The sequence below is a fragment of the Desulfatiglans sp. genome, from assembly GCA_012513605.1.
Taxonomy (GTDB): Bacteria; Desulfobacterota; DSM-4660; order Desulfatiglandales; family HGW-15; genus JAAZBV01.
This window is the reverse complement of sequence record JAAZBV010000134.1, coordinates 60,185-77,971: the sequence shown is the minus strand read 5'-3', so window position 1 is coordinate 77,971 and position 17,787 is coordinate 60,185. Positions and strand designations below refer to the sequence as shown.

Sequence of the window (17,787 nt, the reverse complement as noted above, 5' to 3'; positions counted from 1 at the left end):
TAAAAGGGTAAAATACCTTTTTCAGATTAATCAGCTACAAAGAAAAAGATACGCAATCTTGAAAAATAGACTCAGAATGATTTTGGCTCAAAGAGAAAGTCAGAAAAAATAGATAGTATACTGTGAGATAATTTATTCTGATTATTTAAAAATATTATTTATCAAATTACCACCATTCACAAAAAAAATTAAGGTAAGGGGAAAAGATGAATTATAAACAAAAAATCATTCTCTCAGTAATGATTGCGGCTATTTTTCTTATGCTATTGTTCCCACCGTTTCATGTTATTATCAAAGGTACTACATTAAACAAGGGTTATGGATTACTCTTTTCACCACCTAAACATGCCGACAATTTATATGCATCAGTTAATATAGGTATGTTAATAGTTCAATGGTTAGCTGTTTTAATCCTGGGAGGTTTATCATTATTCATATTTGATAGAGACAAAATACCTTCCCCAAAGAAGGATAAAAAAGCTGAAAATTATTCCAATATTGATGAGAGTAAAAAATTTTTTGGGGGCATATATCATCCATGGCGAAGATTTTTTGCACGCACATTGGACATATCTATTCTTGGATTAGGTATTCTTTTTATTTTATCTGAATTTTTACGGGTTATCTCACCAGATATTGTAGAGTATTTACAGGGCTATATTGGAAGTCCTTTCATATTAAGTGTAATAATATATATCATATGGCTACCTTTTGAAGCAGCCTTTATTTCTATTCTGGGTACAACTCCGTTCAAGTGGCTTTTCGGTATCCATGTTTTAACGAAAAGCGGTGCGAAACTTAAGTTTTCGAAAGCATTTACACGCACGTACATTGTTTGGGCTTATGGTGAGGGCCTTGGTATTCCCTTCCTATTAATTTTCACCCGTTTATTTTTTTATTACCGACTCACAAAAAAAGGAACAACTTTTTGGGATAATTCTGTCGATTCAGTGGTAACGCATAAAAGTTGGGGGCCTTTACGAATAGTCACCTGCACACTCGCCGTTATCGCAATATTATTCGCTTATAGTTTATTGAATACGATCAATAATCACAAAAATAATAATTCCGAATCATTCTCCCAAAATATAAAAGCCTTTAGTGTGGCTCAAGAAAGTTTTTATCGCCACAATTCTACATATACAGATGATATTAACGAGTTATCAGACTATGGATATAATGCCATAGATGGTGTAAATATTTATGTACTTCATGCTGATGAAAAATGCTATTATTCTAGAGTCTATTATAATTCCAGATTTAAGTTTCATGTATACGGACCTGATCTTATAATAGCGGAAGATGATGAAACTCACGAAAAAATATCCGATAAATTAAAAAATCTGGACTGGATAGATAGAAAAAAAATTGCTGAAAGAGCAGTTGAAGCAGTTATTCGTCATAATAATTGATTAAATATTTTAAATTAAACTATATCCATTTTCTAGTTAGGTTTCTTATCAATAATAGGAGGATACAGATGAAAAAAATATTTCACTCTTTTATTATTTTATGCTGTCTTCTTGTGGCTAACATTGCCAATGCAACTCTTTGGAATCGTGGAGGAGGATTGGTTTACGATGATGTATTAGACATCACATGGCTACAAAATACGAATTTGGGAGCAGGATCACTTTATGACAATGGTGATTCGGCTACTGACGGTCGGATGACTTGGTCTAATGCTGTGGCATGGGCTGAAAATTTAGTTTATTATGATTCAACCCGAGGGGTCTATTTAGATAACTGGAGATTGCCAAATATAGAACCAGTAAATGGCCTCTCGTGGAATCCAAGTTTCAGCTATGATGGTTCTACTGATTTCTCATTTAATATCTTAAGTGAAAATAGTGAAATGGCATATATGTATCATTCCAATCTCGGAAATTTAAGCTATTATGACTTACAGGGGAATACCCAGGATAACTATGGTTTGAAAAATACTTATATTTTTCAAGAGTTACAGCCATATGCCTACTGGTCCAGTGTTTGGGGATCTGCTGATGAAGGGTGGGGAGGAGCACCTTTAGGTTTTCATTTTGAAAACGGATTGCAAGATGAGGGATACAAAGGGAATCAAAATTATGCTTGGGCAGTTCGTGATGGTGATGTCTCCCCTGTACCTGAACCAGCAACAATTTACCTTTTAGGTTCAGCGATATTGGGGCTAGCAGGGGTCAGGCGTAAATTGCGTAATTCATGATCGTATTTATAAAAAAAATACAAAACTAAAATAAAAAGCCATTTTTCGGTTAGGCTCCCTACCTGCCTTGACAGGGCACGGTGTTTCATCAGGTTTTCTTCCGTGATTTACAACCGATTTCTGGCTGGTTGTTATCTCACCTTTTTTCTATTTTCAAAGATCAAAATGGTATATCCAATCGGATTCGATTTTGATCCGATCGGAAATTATCCGGATATAAAATCTACTAAGATTCAGCCAAGGTTTTAATAGGGTTTTAAAATTCCCAACTTCCTCCTTCCCATTAAATGGTTTATCCCGACATATGGGGGTTTGTTGTGAACATTAAATATATTATACACGCATTAAATCTCGTACTCGGTTCGAACCTTTTCTCCATTTCTTACGCGTGGGAGTGGCAACCAAGCTGGAAACTTCATTTTCGGAACATGTCCATTTTTCCAGGGGAGCTTCCCTTGTTAATATATGGTGTTGCTTTAGTGTTGCGATACCATTTCCTTAATCCGATTGATTCCATCTTTTTGATTTATCAAATTTCCTTAATCGGGTTTTCCCCATTAGATCAATAAAACGAATTTTCGGCGATTTGATTTTTTATCATTTCTGTTTTCGTCCTCGCGTATAGGGTGCGCAAAATCCTGTGCACAGAATAAATTATTTATCGAATTTACCACCCTCATTCTCACTTCTTAGTATAGGTGGTAATTTTTCTGGTAACCAAATAGAGCACTCACGCATAAGGGTGTTTCCGATTGTGTTTCCATTTTCTAAGTAAGCCACTTTAAAGTATCATTTTTTAACCATCCATTTCTCGTTTCCCACCAGGTCATAATAGAGAAGCACATCTTTTAAATCTGTGCCTGCTAATGCCCCATATACATGGTATACTATAGAATGTTATCATTATTGATAAACCATACATAAATTCTCCTTGATAGCTAAAATCCAAGCATATCAAGGAGTTCATAAATAAACACCATTCGGTGAATTATCATTATTGATACATGATTCACTTTAATAACCTCTATGGATTATCAGAATTGATAACGGATGGATTATCTTTTTTGTTACCGGAATTTGATTTTTTGTTCCTCCAAAAAACCGCGAATCCCCTTCCGAGCCTTCCGTCTTTTTGACGAGATGCTTCAATAAAATCATCCGTTCCCCATTTCCTCCAACGATCACTTATTGAATATAAGGACTTATCTCCTTTCACGCCTCCATTTCCGCTATGAGCAATGTCAATAAATCCATTTGATACTAGTGTGTCTATTGCACGCATAAATGTCGCTCTTGGAATCCCCTTTTTTTCTGCCTCTGAATAGCAATATTCTATTTTCCCATTATTTGTAATTATCCATTCAGCTTTGCGGCCTGGTTTTGTGTTTATCTTTTGAAACGTACGTTTCATTAAGAAATCAAGTAGAACTGTTTTTTCAGTACCATTTAATGTACGGAAAGCCTCTGATTTTAGAAGGGCTCTCTCAATGGAAATTGTTTCCTGCGCCATTACCAATATGTCCCAGATTTTATATTAAAAAAATGTCACCCATAATAACATACCACTTAATAACCGTTCGCTTAAAGTCAGCCTTTTCATTGCCACATAGAACGACATCAGCATGTACTTTCAGGTGTGTCATAAGTACGAAAAGGCCATAGAGAACATAACTTTGAATTACACCGCCTGACTTCAAAAGTATTAAAGCCCATACACTCCTTGCAATGTTCAATAATTGCTCTGCGTGCTGTCAGTTTTATAATTTTCGTTTTACCATTTCCGTTTGATCTTATTTGATGTTGAACAGCCATTTTCCCTCCTATTCTGATTCATTCTGATCTTTTATCCATTGCAATACTTTATCAGGTTCAAAACGAAGGTATTTTCCCACTTTAATTCTTGGGATAGTGTCAGGTCCAGTTTCTCTTGTGCGCGAATAAATCCAGGACTTAGGCACTTTTAAGGTTTCTGCTATTTCGTCGATTGTGAGATAAGAATTTCTTTCCATATCAATCCCCCTTTTAAAATAAAAAAATAATAGTTTTTAATATACGCGATTCTTTATTGATGCCTGAATTTTAAGGATTGTTGATGTATTTAGGAAATGTACAAATAAAAGGAATATGGTGGAAATATGTCCATAAAGTTTACGAGAAATGGAAAGATTATGCGGGATTATTTTAAATAAAGTATTTTCAAAGCTTAAATATTTTTAAAATAGGGGTATGAAATCATCTACTTGACAAAAGGAGGTCTTTTTTCGCTTCTTTAGATAATTTTTTAATTTCCCTTTGTATCTTTTTTCCCATTGTTGGGTTGGTTGGAAGTGGTTTATAACCAAATACTTTTAAGGAATCATATGTATAATTAAAAAAATGGCCTTTATATATACAATCGACAGGGTCATATGTTAATGTAGGAAAGTCTTCAGTAAAACTTTTCCAGACATCAATCATTCCTCTAATATATTGATTCAATAAATAATCTGGTTTTCGACCGCGTTTTTGATTATCAGTAACGATATTGGAAGTTAATTGGAGAAAAACGGTATTTTTTAAAGTTAGCATATTCAGCTTGTTAATCAAAATTTCTGAGTCTTCCTTGTCCAGTAAGAGTCCTATCCCATTTAAGTCTTCAATATATTCTAACATATCATTACATAGCTTATTGAATTTAGAAATTTTAATATACAGATCCTTGTCAGACAGACTTTTGGAGGATGCTGGCTTTTTCAGCAGACTTAAATAGAGTGACCGAGCCACAGATTTAGATAGTTCATCATCAATGCTGGGTACCCACCCCTTATCTCGAATATGAACTTCTCCTAAATTAGGATCAATATAGGATTCATTACAGGATTTTTTTTGTTTCTTAATCATTAAATTTTCTGAAACCCTAGTTATAAGTAAGCATAATTTAACAAAACAATCATATACTGACTTGCAACCATTTTGCTACCATAACATGAAAAAACACCATAAAATAAAAGATGTCAAGAAACAATAACCTGACCTCTAAATCTTTGGTAGCATTGCATATTTTTATATCTAAGTATCTGTTATTATTCCTATATTACAGACTCGTAATGAGGGGGTCAGCGGTTCGATTCCGCTCAGTGGCTCCAGAAAGGGATTTTAAATGAATTCTTCTAAAGAAACCCTCCCCCTGAATTTCTTAATTTTCCCTCTCTTCTGCTTTGTATCTATCCTTTTTTCCTTTGAGGCAAACGACGGTACGGTTTTTACGCGGTACTTCGGCACCTTTGACGCCTCCACTATCAGGGCGGCAAGCCTCTCTATTGCATCCCTCCTGTTCTGCTCCCTTGTACGATGCCTTTCTGCCTTGATAATGAGCACCCCATCCTTTGTCATGCGGCTTCCGGCAAGATTGATAAGCCGTCTCCTGATGCTGTCAGGTAACGAGGATGTATTTTTCACGTCAAACCTGAGTTGTACAGCCGTGGAGACCTTGTTCACATTCTGCCCCCCTGGTCCGCTTGAACGTATAAAATCCTCTTTCAACTCGCTGTCCGGTATATGTATATCACTTGTAATCTCTATCATGGCACAACACTACCTCTCTATATTTTGAGAACTCTTTTATAAAAGAATTCATTATCAGGGCAGTGATTGTCAACAGTTTTATGCCTCAGACAGTTTTATATTGACATACAGAACTTAACTCCATATAATTCCTACTCAAAAAAGATGTCTAATTTCAATTAGTTAAGGAGGAAGGGTATGAAAATCAAGGCAGCAATAGTAAAAAAAGCGTCTGATCCATTTGTAATAGAAGAGGTAGAGCTGGATGAACCCAGAGATAATGAAATACTGGTGCGCATAAAGGGGTGCGGGCTTTGCCACACAGACCTTTCAGGGCAGCATGGATACCTCCCGGTAAAATTTCCCGGTGTATTCGGCCACGAAGGTGCAGGTGTTGTTGAAAAGGTGGGCAAGCTGGTAAAAAAGGTTGTACCGGGTGATCATGTAGCAATGAGTTATATCTCCTGCGGCACATGCGGGCCATGCACAAAGGGTCATCCAACCCATTGTGACTGCTTTTTCCCATTCAACTTTTTCGGGACCCGCCCTGATGGCAGCACATACATGAAACAGGGAAGCCAGACCGTGTACGGCTCATTTTTCGGCCAGTCTTCATTTGCCACTTATGCGATTGCCTCAGAGCGCAATGTAGTAAAGGTACCCAAGGATGTGCCTGTAGAGATGTTAGGGCCTCTTGGTTGCGCACTACAGACAGGCGTGGGCGGTGTGTTTTACTCACTTCAGGTTAAACCAGGCTCATCTATTGCCATATTCGGCGGCACAGGTTCCGTTGGTGTAAGCGCCATTATGGCTGCGGTTGTGAGTGGCGCCACCAAGATAATCGTCGTGAGCAGGAGCGATGAAAAGATGAAGAACACCCTGCAGTTCGGCGCAACCCATCTGGTAAACTCCGGCAAGTGTGACCCTGTTGAAGAGATCAGGAAGATCACCGGCGGCGGCGCAGATTACTCTCTTGAATGTACAGCCATACCTGAGATACTGAGCCAGGCAGTAGACTGTCTCCGCATGGGCGGTAAATGCGGGCTTATAGGAGCAGCGCCAATGGGTGTAAGGGCAAGCCTTGATATGCAGAGCATCCTCAATGGCCGCACAATCACAGGTATTGTTGAAGGTGATGCAATATCTGATATCCTGCTTCCAGTCATGATAGATCTTTACAAACAGGGACGCATGCCCTTTGACAAGATGATCAAATATTATCCCTTTGAAAAGATCAATGAAGCAGTTGCAGACGTTGAAAAGGGAAAGACATTAAAGGCCATTTTAAAGTTCGACTAAAAGGCCAGTCCTAGCATAAAAGGGCGGGGATACCCCGCCCTTTTTTTTACTAAAACAGATCACCCTCCGTGAACTGACTGAAAAATCCTGATATCAGCGCCATCTAGCAACATGTCTTCAGGCCTTAACAAACGGCTGTTCATTGCAATAGCAGGCGCCCAGTCATCAGGGATACCCAGGGTTTGAAGAAGGTCCCCTGCTGTTGCCCCATCATTGAGTTCGACCTCAACCCCCTTAACAGAACTGTAATGAGGAAGCTTTCTGCCCAGGAGACCGAATAACTGCACTCTTACCTTCATAGCCATAAAACTAAAAATTGTGAACGCTGTCGAGCTCTGCATCTGTAAATGGGAAAACCACATTATGCGGCGGCAGAGGCTCTTTCATAAAAAATTCAGGCAATCTGTCATCCTTTGCTGTAAGGCCCGCCTTTTTGTTGAACTCCTTTTCTGCACTGAGGATACGCACGCCAATGGCCCGCAAATCTTCGACCTTCCAGCTTTCGCCCAACCTTGCGTTAATAAGTTTAATAAACATCTCCTTTGCATCAGGCGATGCAATGGAATACATTGCAAAGAGGCAGAGGCCCATGCTGTCAGCCATTGCGCAGAATATCTGGTTTTCCCTTGAGTTCTCAAGCTGCCCCTCTTTTTTGAGAGGATCAAGTATATGGCCCAGGTACATGGCCACCATATTTCCTGATGTGTGGTCAGCCCCCATGGTTGAGGTGGCGAATGTAACACCATTACCAATCATGCCCCTCGGGTCATAGGCCGCAATAGACTGATTTTTGACTGCTGCAACCCTGGGGTTATTAAAATGCTTTCCAACCGCAGACGGGCCGTCACCAAATATCCTGCCCATCTCAGTCCCCTTTGCTATCTCTTCCATTATCTCTATGGGCGCATTCTTATCACCGAACTTTCTGTAGCCTGAATCCATTGCAACCGCTATTGCGACACCTGTGTTCATTGTATCAAGACCAATATCATCACAGAGAAAATCCATTCGGGCCACAACATCAAGATCATCTATACCGCACATACCGCCCATTGCCCATACAGTTTCATACTCTATGGAGCTTGAAACATATTTACCATTCTTGTCATTATATACATTGGAACACCTTATGATACACTGTGAGCATCCCACATGACCGGTCTGGCCACCTCTCTCCTTTATTGTGTTTGCAAGGGCCTCCCCGCTTATCTTCTGCCACCCTTCAAACTCACCCTTTGTTGCGTTATAGCATGGGAATGCGCCCATCAGGTTTACAGGGGCTACCAGCGCAGGGGTGCCAAATGCAGGCAGGAGTTCGCCCTCAAACGGGTTTGCCTTGACCATGGCTGCAAATGTCTTTGTCGCCTCGTTGAAGCTCTCTTTATCAACCACAGGATCAGCCTTTTTCCCGTTCTGTGGAATAATAACCGCCTTTAAACCCTTTGACCCCATTACAGCGCCTATGCCTCCCCTTGCCGCTGCCCTGCATGGTCTTTTATCAACATCACTCCCCTGGATAGATGCAGACTTCATCATATATTCACCGGCAGGCCCTATGCAGAGAACCGCATTTTTATCTCCATACTTTGCATGGAGTTTTTCTACAAGGGCATAGGTCCTCATTCCTCTGTATTCACTTGCATCAATCAGCTCCGCCTTGCCTTCGAGGTCAAACTTCAGGATACTTAAATCACCTGCCTTTGGCTTCCCATCAACTATAATCGCTGCAATACCAAGCTTCCCCAGTGCTGCGCCAGCCGTACCGCCTGCATTGGCCTCCTTGATGCCTCCTGTTAACGGGCTCTTTGCGCCTATGGATACCCTGCTTGAATTAAACATGCTTGTACCGCAAAACATACCAGTCGCAAAAATAAGTTTATTTTCAGGACCTAGCGGATCACACCCTGCGGGTACATCTTTATTGATCATTATAGAGGTAAGCCCTCTACCACCAATACCCTTATATTCTTCAGGCACCGCCTCAATAGCTACTGACTTTGTATTCATATTTACTTTAATAAAATTCATCCTGCTCTCCTCCTGTTCGATATTTATAGAAGTTTTTTAAAATTGCACAAAAGTATATAAACTACTGGTGTTCAAGTCAATGCAAATATTCTATTTTATCTTGTAATATCAATATATTAGGTCATTTTTGATATAAGGCATTAGATAATGTCCATCCACAAAGAGACAAATTACGGATGGAGCTTTCAGCAGCCAGCGATCAGCGGTCAGCCAATTCTTTGTTTTTAATGCCTTTTGCTGAAAGCTGAATGCTGAGGGCTGACCGCTTGAATCCAAAAACGACAGTTTTTGGATGTACACTAGATAATTTGCCCGACCGGCTTTTAACCGAACACTGTATCAACACTGACAAAATAATGGCACCCATTAAGATTATGACAGTTAAAATCCTTTTATAAAATCCATAATGATTATAAAAATATGATATTAATAGACAATTAACTCAGCAAATCTTATCTGTAACAGGGCATATTAATTGCATATTTATAAATATCTCTTGATAGAGTCCCAGGTGTTATCAATATTTATGCGGGGTTATTTACCTTTAACAGCCCTTTCGATCGCAGATATCACCACCTTTAAGGAGTAGGACAATGAGCGCAATGACACCCTCCAGAAAACCTGCCCTTTTACGCCTTTATGGCGTTTACATGATACTGGCCTGGACTCTGGTTATGGCCATAACCATAACATGGACAATCTATCAGCATTATGATGAAGTAACACGGATTGCGGGAGATAGCGCATTATCCGATTTTCAGAGACATATTCTATCCTTAACTTTCCTGTATCTTGCCATATGGATAATGGGGTTCATTGGTATTATTTACTGGAAAAACAGGGTTAAAGCCTATGAAGAGAGATTAATCAAGAGTAACAGCCGTATGGAGACTATTCTAAATTCCATACAGAGCGGTGTACTCCTGATAGATGCAGGATCACATACTATTATCGATGCCAACCAGGCAGCGTGCGCCATTCTAGGTATAGAAAAAAAGGCCATTACAGGCAAGAGATGCTACAATTTTATATGCCCTTTTGATAAGGAGACCTGCCCTGTCAAGGATGCGGAAAATGCGGTTTACAACGCGGAGGCAGAGGTCATCAGGGGTAACAATGACAGGGCATGTATAATCCAGACAGTAACCCCCATCTCAATAGAAAACCAGCCTTACCTTCTGAAAAGCTTTATTGACATCAGTGAGCGTAAACAGATGGAAAATAAAATGAAAAGTCTCAACATCGAGCTGGAACAGGCCATCATATCAACTGAGGCACTCAAAACAAAGGCAGAGGCCGCCAGCTCTGCAAAAAGCCAGTTCCTTTCAAACATGAGTCATGAGATCAGGACACCGATGAATGGTATTATAGGTATTGCCGAGATACTCTTCGGCACTGAGCTGACAAATGAACAGGGAGAGCTGCTTGATATCATCAGAAGCAGCGGCGATGCCCTGCTTACAATAGTCAATGACATACTGGATTATTCAAAATTCGAGGAAGGCAGGTTTACCCTTGAAAACATAGATTTTGACCTGAGATCCGCAATAGAAGATATCAATGGTCTCTTGTCAGAAAAGGCAAAGGAAAAGGGGCTTGAGTACACCTCTACCATCTCCCCGGATGTCCCCTCTCTTCTTCATGGTGATCCGGGCAGGATAAAGCAGGTAATTATAAATCTTATCGGTAATGCCATTAAATTTACCAAACAGGGAGACATTGAATTTGAGGTCACACTCATAAGCGAGTCAACATCCAGGGCAGTCATCCAGTTCAGTGTGATGGATACGGGCATAGGCATCCCTGTAAACAAACAGGCAATGATCTTTGACTCCTTTGTGCAGATAGACGGCTCTACCACGAGGCGATACGGTGGCACAGGTATTGGGCTAGCCATTTCAAAACAGATCATAGAGGCGATGGGTGGTGAAATCGTGGTAGAGAGCGAAGAGGGAAAAGGCTCCATATTCCGGGTTATCTTAACCCTTGAAAGGCAGAGTGAAAAGGACAAATCTTCTATTAATGTATCAACCAGCCTCAGAGGTAAACGGGTATTGATTATTTCAGATACAGAGACAGGCAGAAATTGCCTGATGGATTATATGAACAAATGGGGATGCACATATGGAACAGCTTCAGATACACCGGGCGCCTTTGAGGAATTAAGGTTTGCCCACGACTGCAAAGCCCCATATGAAATAGCGGTTATTGATATACAGTTATCTGACATGGATGGAGAGACGCTGGGGGCAAATATCAAGAAAGACCCTGACCTGAAAAATACAAATCTTATAATGCTCGCCTCCCAAGGCTGCAGAGGTGATGCCTCAAGGTTGAAGGAGACCGGTTTTTCAGCCTACCTTACAAAACCTATTGATGAGGCCCAGTTATATGAATGTCTTTCCATTGTCAAAGATAGGAGAAGAGAGGTAAAAATGGAAAGCCCTGTTGAGATCATTACCAGGCATTCCATCTCTGAGGATAAAAAACGCAGGCTTCGCATACTGGTGGCAGAAGATGATGCTATCAACCAAAAGGTAATAAAAAGCATCATGGCAAAGATCGGGTATACGGCAAAGGTTGTTACAAACGGGCAGGAGGTGATCAGGGAGCTTGAACAGGAATCATATGACCTGGTACTTATGGACTGCCAGATGCCTGTAATGGATGGCTATGAGGCCACCGCAATAATACGCAGGCAGGATTCAAGGGTTAAGGATCACGATGTACCTGTAATAGCGCTCACAGGTCACGCACTGGATGACGACATGGAAAAGTGCATTAAGGCCGGCATGGATGACTATCTGTCAAAACCCGTAAAGCCCCAGGAAATGGCTGATATGATAGATAAGTGGTTGTCAAACCAGGAACCGGTTCAGGATAAAGCGGCGTCCGCTGTTAATATGGATACAGAGGATGATGTATTTGACCTCTCTGTGCTCATGAGCAACTTCTCTGAAGATAAGGGCCTTATCAACAATTTATTGAATGACTTCTGTGAATATCTCCCTGGTAAAATAAACGCATTAAAGGATGCCTGGGCAAATAATGATGTCCCTCTTATAAGGCACGAGGCTCACACCATAAAAGGCTCTTCGGGAAATATCGGGGCGATCGCTCTGCAAAAAACAGCCAGACAGATAGAAAACGCCGCAAAATCGGGGGATATCACAGCCGCAGGCCCGCTCATCAAACAGCTTGTTGAGCAATCGGAAATACTGTTAACAGCCATAAAAGGGTTAATGTCACAGGAGTAAAACAGATGGATATCGCCCTGTAAAAAGCTGACCCTTTTTCCTTTGTGAGTTATTATTCAGTCAATGCAAACACACGCCCTGACCTTGCCTCCCCGCATCGTATGCATTCGCTATCGTACCAGCTCATGGGCATCCCGCACTTCGGGCAGCGCCATCGCTCCTCTTCGTATTTGACCCACTCTTCAAGGCCCATCTCATGTATCTTTTTAAGGTTTGGCACATATTCCTTTCGATGCAGAAACCCGCCCATATTTATTAAATTCATAATACGATTGCATGGCATCTCTTTGCAGCCCGAACAGCGTGAATTAGCCTGAGTTTCCAGTGCGTGCAGCCTGATATTGCACATCTGGCAATGGCCGGCAAGCTTGCCGCCGCTTACGCAGCCGTCGCAAACAAGACCATTCATCCAGTTGGATGGCGGAATACCCTTTACTGATTTTGTGGGAGCGGATGAAGATATCTTCTGCCGTTTGATTTTCATCTGCTCATCCTCACCGTGTTTGGCAAGGTAAGCCGGGCATGCACCGCAATATATCCCGCATGCACCTGCCAGGTGTATTTTTGCATTGCTGTCGTTAACTTTTATATCTTCTTTCACTTCTAAGGCTGCAAGACGATCCAGCGGAAGACATGCACAGCAGAGAGCCACACCTGCTGCCCCTTTAACAAACCCTCTTCTTGTTATTTTCTCGTTATTAAAGAAATTCATATTTACCCCCGCTCTTTTATGTATGTTTATTTTACCATGCTATCCAGCCGCCATCAATAACCATCTCTGCGCCTGTGACCATCCTGGACTCATCAGATGCAAGATACAGAACGCCATAGGCAATATCAATCGGTTTTCCAAGGGTGCCTATCGGATGGGCCTTTTCCACGGTCTCCCTGATAACCTCGTCCTTTAGCATGCCTGATATCATAGGCGTTTCCATTGCCCCTGGATGGACTGAGTTAACACGGATATTATAGTTACGCCCTGCCTTTGAACACTCTAAGGCCGCTGCCTTGGTAAAGGCCCTTACACCCCCTTTGGCTGCACAATATGCACTGGTGCTGTCAACAGTGCCTACAATACCTACAACAGAGGAGATGTTGATAATTGATCCGCCCCCTGTCTTTTTCATGGCCCTTATGGCGTGCTTGGTGCCCAGAAAGACACCGTCCAGGCAGATGCTCATTAACCTTCGCCAGTCTTCAAGCGGGGTATCCTCAAGCTCCTTCACATATTGAATCCCGGCATTATTAACAAGGACATCCAGTTTTTTAAACTCTGCGATGGTTTTAGCTATTGCATCCTCCCACTCATCTTCTTTCGAAACATCGAGCCTTACAAAGAGTGCCTTTCCTCCCTCCTTAACTATTTTATCTGCCACACTCTGCCCTTTTCTCTCATTGATGTCTGCCACAACAATTGATGCGCCCTCTTGTGCAAGTAATAGTGCGCTCGCTTCACCAAGCCCGCTTGCAGCCCCTGTGATAAGGGCTGTTTTACCTTTAACTCGGCCCATCTTTACCCTCCCTGTTTTATAACAGTTATTAACTGGTTTGATTATCTCTCCTGCTTATTATCTCCGCAACCCACCCGCATACCCGGCTCATCTTTTCAGTGCATTTTTGCCTTGCTTCTGGTGAATCTTTAAATGCCTGAAACTGGACAGGGTCCCGGAAGTCAAAACCGGTAAGTTCACAACAGCTAATAGTATGGTATTCATTAATAAAGCGGTCTATAAGTTCCATTGCCGGATTAACTGCCTCTTCCTTTTCCTCAGCGCCATCCTCCTTTTTACCCGGCCCATACTTTATGCCGAGTATGATCAACCCCCCGGATATAGCACCACAGGTCAGACATCGTTTTGAGCCGCCGGCAAAAAAAGAGGCGGCCAATAAAACCTGGTCATTTACAATGCCCAGGATCTCCATAAGCGTCCCTGCAACAACCTGTGCACATCCCTGGAATTCAGGGCCATATGAGGCTCCCAGCTCCTCGGCAATCTTTTTAAACTGTTCAGGATATTTAGTGATTCTCATCTCTGTCATGGAAGGACCTCCTAAAATTTATAAATTGATATGTTTAACAAAAAATAAAGTCAATCATATTTCGCCAGATAACCTATATTTTATAAGAATGATTAAATCAAATGGGAGAAGGTAAAAATTGGGAAGAAAAATTATTCGACCTGCATTTATGTAGAGACAAGGCATGCCTTGTCTCTAGAAGGCGGTGGATTTTCCCTTTTCCCGAAATGAACAATGTGGTATTCATTCACCGGATTTAAAAATAATCATTACATGGAGGGTTACATGGTGAGCAAGAGTTACCTGGATGGATTTATTCCCGCAAAAGCAGAGCATAATGAATGCGTCAGATGCGGTATATGCCTTCAAAAATGCCCGGTTATGAAAATGGGACAGGAAGAAGCAAAGGCTGAGATATCCCGGTTACTTAATGGTGAAGAAACGAGGCGTGTACTGAATGAGTGCACCTTCTGTTTCACATGCAACCAATATTGCCCCAATGGTTTAAGGCCATATAACCTGATCATGGAAAGAATGGCTGAACATAATAAAAGGAATAAGAAAGGGCTGCATCCCTTTGCCACATACATGATTAATGGAAGACATGAGCCTGGTTTTTTTAATAACGAATATGAAAAATCCTCTGATGAAGATAAGGCCATTTTAAAGAGATGGAGTGAAATCCCGGCCATGTCAAAGGAGATATTGTTTGTCGGTTGCGCGGGTCGTATCACCCCCTCTGTTATTGAGCATTTAAAGGTATTAAAAGAGCTGCCCAAATATGGCCCCAGGGATATCTGCTGCGGGGATATCCCTTACAGGTTCGGTGATTATCAGGCATTCAGCGAGATAGTGGAAAAGGCATTTAATCAATTATCATTATTAAAAACCGACCGCCTTATATGTTACTGCCCCTCCTGTGCAAACTATTTTGGCAATATCTGGCCCAGGTCACACGGGCTCAGGCTCCCCTTTGAGATCATATCTTTATATGAGTGGTTATGGGAAAAATACCAGCAGGGAGAGTTACAGATTCAAAAAAAGGTAAATCAGGATATCGTGCTTTCCGATTCATGCCATGCAGGTGAACTGGGAGATGGTTTCATGAATGCAGTCCGGGGGCTTTATGAGGCAGCGGGCATGCGTGTGGTTGAATTAAAGAACAACAGGCACGATTCCCTGTGCTGTGGTTTTGCGAGTTACATGCGGGGCTGGGAAAATCAGTCAGGGGTTAAAGAGGATACTCAAAGGAAGATGAAGCAGATCATGGATACAGGTATTCATGATGTAAGTTTCAACTGCCACGGCTGCAGGTCACACCTGACGCCTGAGGTGGAAGGGACAAACATCAGGCTCCATCTTGCCCTGGATGATATCCTTGAGGCATTTGGAGGACAAAGAATAGTGGGTTAAAGAGCAAGGAAATGGAATCTAAATATATTTCTCCCACTCTTTGTATATGAATTTTCCTTTTTATAAAAACTTACAAAAAGATTCATCTATTTCATTGACACCGGTATCATAAATTGATTGAATCCGGTGATTAAAATCATTATTTAAAAATAAATTATAGGGGGGATGAGTATGAAAACTGAACTTTCACGAAGGAGAATGCTGCAGATTGGTGGCGTAGCTCTCGGAGGTGTGATCCTGGGAAGCGCAGACCGGATTGTCAGGGCAGAGGCTCCAAAACCAGCGCAGTGGGTATGGAAACCCATGAAACCTGAATCTGTCCAGGAAAGGGCATACCAGTCGGCATGGGCTAAAATCGGCTGTATGTACGGTATTGTAGAATCTATTATGGGCACTCTTGCTGATAAATACGGCGCCCCATACAATACATTCCCGGTCGCCTCAACCGTTTATGGCAGCGGGGGCATAGGCGGTGTTGGCTCCCTTTGCGGGACAGTAAACGCGGGTGGCCTTCTCTTTGGCATCTTTGTAGAAAAACAGGAAGATCTCTTTGCGCTCTGCAATGAGCTTTCACTGTGGTATGAAAAGACGGCTATGCCCGTTTATAAACCCGTTAAACCGAATCAGGATATACCGATTGTAACCTCTGTATCGGGTTCAAATCTCTGTCATATCTCCTGCACAAAATGGTCAAAGGCATCAGGCCATAAGCTGATGACTATGCCCCATTTTGAACGATGCAACCGTATGGTATCGGATGTGGCAATGAAGGTGGTGAGCATGCTCAATGATTACACAGCCGGCAAGATAAAATATTCAGAGACCCTGAATGATTTTTCAAAAGGCTGCCTTGAATGCCACGGGCATGATAAGGATAAAGGGAATGTTTCAGCCAATATGTCATGCGATACATGCCATGAAAACCCGCACTAATATCTATATCACGAAGTAGCGGTTATAAGAGAGCAGTAAGCCATTAAAGAATAAGGAGAGTGCCATGAATATACACGATTACCCGATTACACCAAGAGAAAATTATCTGCGGCTCATGAAGAATGATAGCCCTCAGTATCTCTGCAATGAACATCTCTATACAAACGGCTTTTTCTTTGATTCCATACTGCTCTCTTCTCCTCAGCGGGTTGAAGGCGAGACTGTAAAAGACAGCTGGGGGGTATCTTGGAAATGGTTAAAGGGCCATTTTGCAGCTAACCCGCATATTACTGAAGAGACAAAGGTAATAAAGGATATAACCAAATGGGAAAAGTATGTAAATGTGCCCTGGCCCTCAAAAATAGTAAAGAGCTGGGAAGAGTCAAAGGCGCGTGCAGAGGCCTTTGACCGCAAGAACCAGCTCCTCATGTGCGTCTGTTTCGGCGGCCTTTTTGAGATGTCCCACCACCTTATGGGGTTTGAAGATGCCCTCATGAATTACCTGGCTGAACCCGAGGCAATGACCGAGCTTCTCACCGTGATTGCCGATTACAAGATAGAATATGTAAAACTGCTGATCGATAACCTCAACCCTGACATGATCCATTTTCATGATGACTGGGGCAATAAACGAAGCCTTTTTATGTCGCCTGAGACATGGCGAAAGATGTTAAAGCCCCATTATGAACGCATCTACGGGTACATAAGATCAAGAGGCGTGCTCATTCAGCATCATGCCGACTGTGTCTGCGCCCCGATTGTAGAGGACATGGTAGACCTCGGTATAGACGTGTGGCAGGGGATTATACCGCAGAATAATATCCAGGATGTTCAGAAGAGGGTAAAAGGAGGCATGGCGCTTCAGGGCGGGATAGATGGCGCGGTGTTTGATTTTAAAAACTGGAATGAGGCGGATGTGCGCAAAGAGGTCAGAAGGGCATGTGATGATTATGTGCCTGCAGGGAACTTTATACCCTGTATTCCTAACGGTGTACCTTTAACCCCGGGCATCAATGATGTCGTTGTAGATGAGATAGACACCTATGGCAGGGATTTCTTTAAACGGCTGAAAGAAAAAAAATAACAGGACTG

16 protein-coding genes are annotated in these 17,787 nt (G+C 41.9%); 7 read left to right on the top strand and 9 right to left on the bottom strand.

All coding sequences use genetic code 11. The features are described 5' to 3' along the window. Window positions 1–206: 206 nt before the first annotated feature. Window positions 207–1,412: an RDD family protein gene (locus GX654_18220; protein ID NLD38801.1), complete on the top strand. Its 1,206-nt coding sequence runs from the start codon at window positions 207–209 to the stop codon at window positions 1,410–1,412. A gap of 68 nt (window positions 1,413–1,480) precedes the next feature. After that, window positions 1,481–2,203: a DUF1566 domain-containing protein gene (locus GX654_18215; protein ID NLD38800.1), complete on the top strand. Its 723-nt coding sequence runs from the start codon at window positions 1,481–1,483 to the stop codon at window positions 2,201–2,203. A 1,024-nt stretch (window positions 2,204–3,227) separates the two neighbouring features. Here GX654_18215 and GX654_18210 read toward each other — a convergent pair. The 4 genes from GX654_18210 to arfB form a co-directional block, all read right to left on the bottom strand. Then, window positions 3,228–3,713 carry a hypothetical protein gene (locus GX654_18210; protein NLD38799.1) on the bottom strand — a complete coding sequence of 162 codons (486 nt, stop codon included), beginning with the start codon at window positions 3,711–3,713 and terminating at the stop codon, window positions 3,228–3,230. A gap of 310 nt (window positions 3,714–4,023) precedes the next feature. Next, window positions 4,024–4,212 (bottom strand): helix-turn-helix domain-containing protein, encoded by a 189-nt coding sequence (locus tag GX654_18205; GenBank protein NLD38798.1) that lies wholly within the window; start codon window positions 4,210–4,212, stop codon window positions 4,024–4,026. A 223-nt stretch (window positions 4,213–4,435) separates the two neighbouring features. Beyond that, window positions 4,436–5,083, bottom strand: coding sequence for a hypothetical protein (locus GX654_18200; protein ID NLD38797.1), 648 nt, complete (start codon window positions 5,081–5,083; stop codon window positions 4,436–4,438). Between the two features lie 255 nt (window positions 5,084–5,338). Further along, window positions 5,339–5,767 (bottom strand): aminoacyl-tRNA hydrolase, encoded by a 429-nt coding sequence (arfB, locus tag GX654_18195; GenBank protein NLD38796.1) that lies wholly within the window; start codon window positions 5,765–5,767, stop codon window positions 5,339–5,341. A gap of 177 nt (window positions 5,768–5,944) precedes the next feature. Between arfB and GX654_18190 the strand changes: the two genes are divergently transcribed. After that, window positions 5,945–7,045, top strand: coding sequence for an NAD(P)-dependent alcohol dehydrogenase (locus tag GX654_18190; protein ID NLD38795.1), 1,101 nt, complete (start codon window positions 5,945–5,947; stop codon window positions 7,043–7,045). Window positions 7,046–7,104: 59 nt separating this feature from the next. Here the strand turns inward: GX654_18190 and GX654_18185 are convergent, their stop codons facing one another. Continuing rightward, window positions 7,105–7,332 carry a hypothetical protein gene (locus GX654_18185; protein ID NLD38794.1) on the bottom strand — a complete coding sequence of 76 codons (228 nt, stop codon included), beginning with the start codon at window positions 7,330–7,332 and terminating at the stop codon, window positions 7,105–7,107. Window positions 7,333–7,354: 22 nt separating this feature from the next. Then, window positions 7,355–9,073, bottom strand: a complete 1,719-nt coding sequence (locus tag GX654_18180) for an aldehyde ferredoxin oxidoreductase (GenBank protein ID NLD38793.1) — start codon at window positions 9,071–9,073, stop codon at window positions 7,355–7,357. A 593-nt stretch (window positions 9,074–9,666) separates the two neighbouring features. On the opposite strand from GX654_18180, the gene GX654_18175 reads away from it, so the two are divergent. Then, window positions 9,667–12,330 (top strand): response regulator, encoded by a 2,664-nt coding sequence (locus GX654_18175; protein NLD38792.1) that lies wholly within the window; start codon window positions 9,667–9,669, stop codon window positions 12,328–12,330. Window positions 12,331–12,382: 52 nt separating this feature from the next. On the opposite strand, the gene GX654_18170 is transcribed toward GX654_18175, so the two are convergent. From GX654_18170 to GX654_18160, 3 genes are read right to left on the bottom strand one after another with little or no spacing between them, the layout of a single operon-like run. Beyond that, window positions 12,383–13,042 carry a DUF3795 domain-containing protein gene (locus tag GX654_18170; protein NLD38791.1) on the bottom strand — a complete coding sequence of 220 codons (660 nt, stop codon included), beginning with the start codon at window positions 13,040–13,042 and terminating at the stop codon, window positions 12,383–12,385. A 31-nt stretch (window positions 13,043–13,073) separates the two neighbouring features. Then, window positions 13,074–13,841, bottom strand: coding sequence for a glucose 1-dehydrogenase (locus GX654_18165; protein ID NLD38790.1), 768 nt, complete (start codon window positions 13,839–13,841; stop codon window positions 13,074–13,076). 28 nt (window positions 13,842–13,869) lie between these two features. Continuing rightward, window positions 13,870–14,370, bottom strand: a complete 501-nt coding sequence (locus tag GX654_18160) for a C_GCAxxG_C_C family protein (protein NLD38789.1) — start codon at window positions 14,368–14,370, stop codon at window positions 13,870–13,872. A 264-nt stretch (window positions 14,371–14,634) separates the two neighbouring features. On the opposite strand from GX654_18160, the gene GX654_18155 reads away from it, so the two are divergent. From GX654_18155 to GX654_18145, 3 genes are all read left to right on the top strand, one after another. After that, the gene (locus GX654_18155; protein NLD38788.1) at window positions 14,635–15,762 is read left to right on the top strand and encodes a (Fe-S)-binding protein; all 1,128 of its coding nucleotides are present in this window, start codon (window positions 14,635–14,637) and stop codon (window positions 15,760–15,762) included. Between the two features lie 171 nt (window positions 15,763–15,933). Beyond that, entirely contained in the window at window positions 15,934–16,695 is a 762-nt protein-coding gene (locus GX654_18150; protein NLD38787.1) for a hypothetical protein, read from the top strand. A 64-nt stretch (window positions 16,696–16,759) separates the two neighbouring features. Then, window positions 16,760–17,779 carry a uroporphyrinogen decarboxylase (URO-D) gene (locus tag GX654_18145; GenBank protein NLD38786.1) on the top strand — a complete coding sequence of 340 codons (1,020 nt, stop codon included), beginning with the start codon at window positions 16,760–16,762 and terminating at the stop codon, window positions 17,777–17,779. Window positions 17,780–17,787 lie beyond the last annotated feature (8 nt).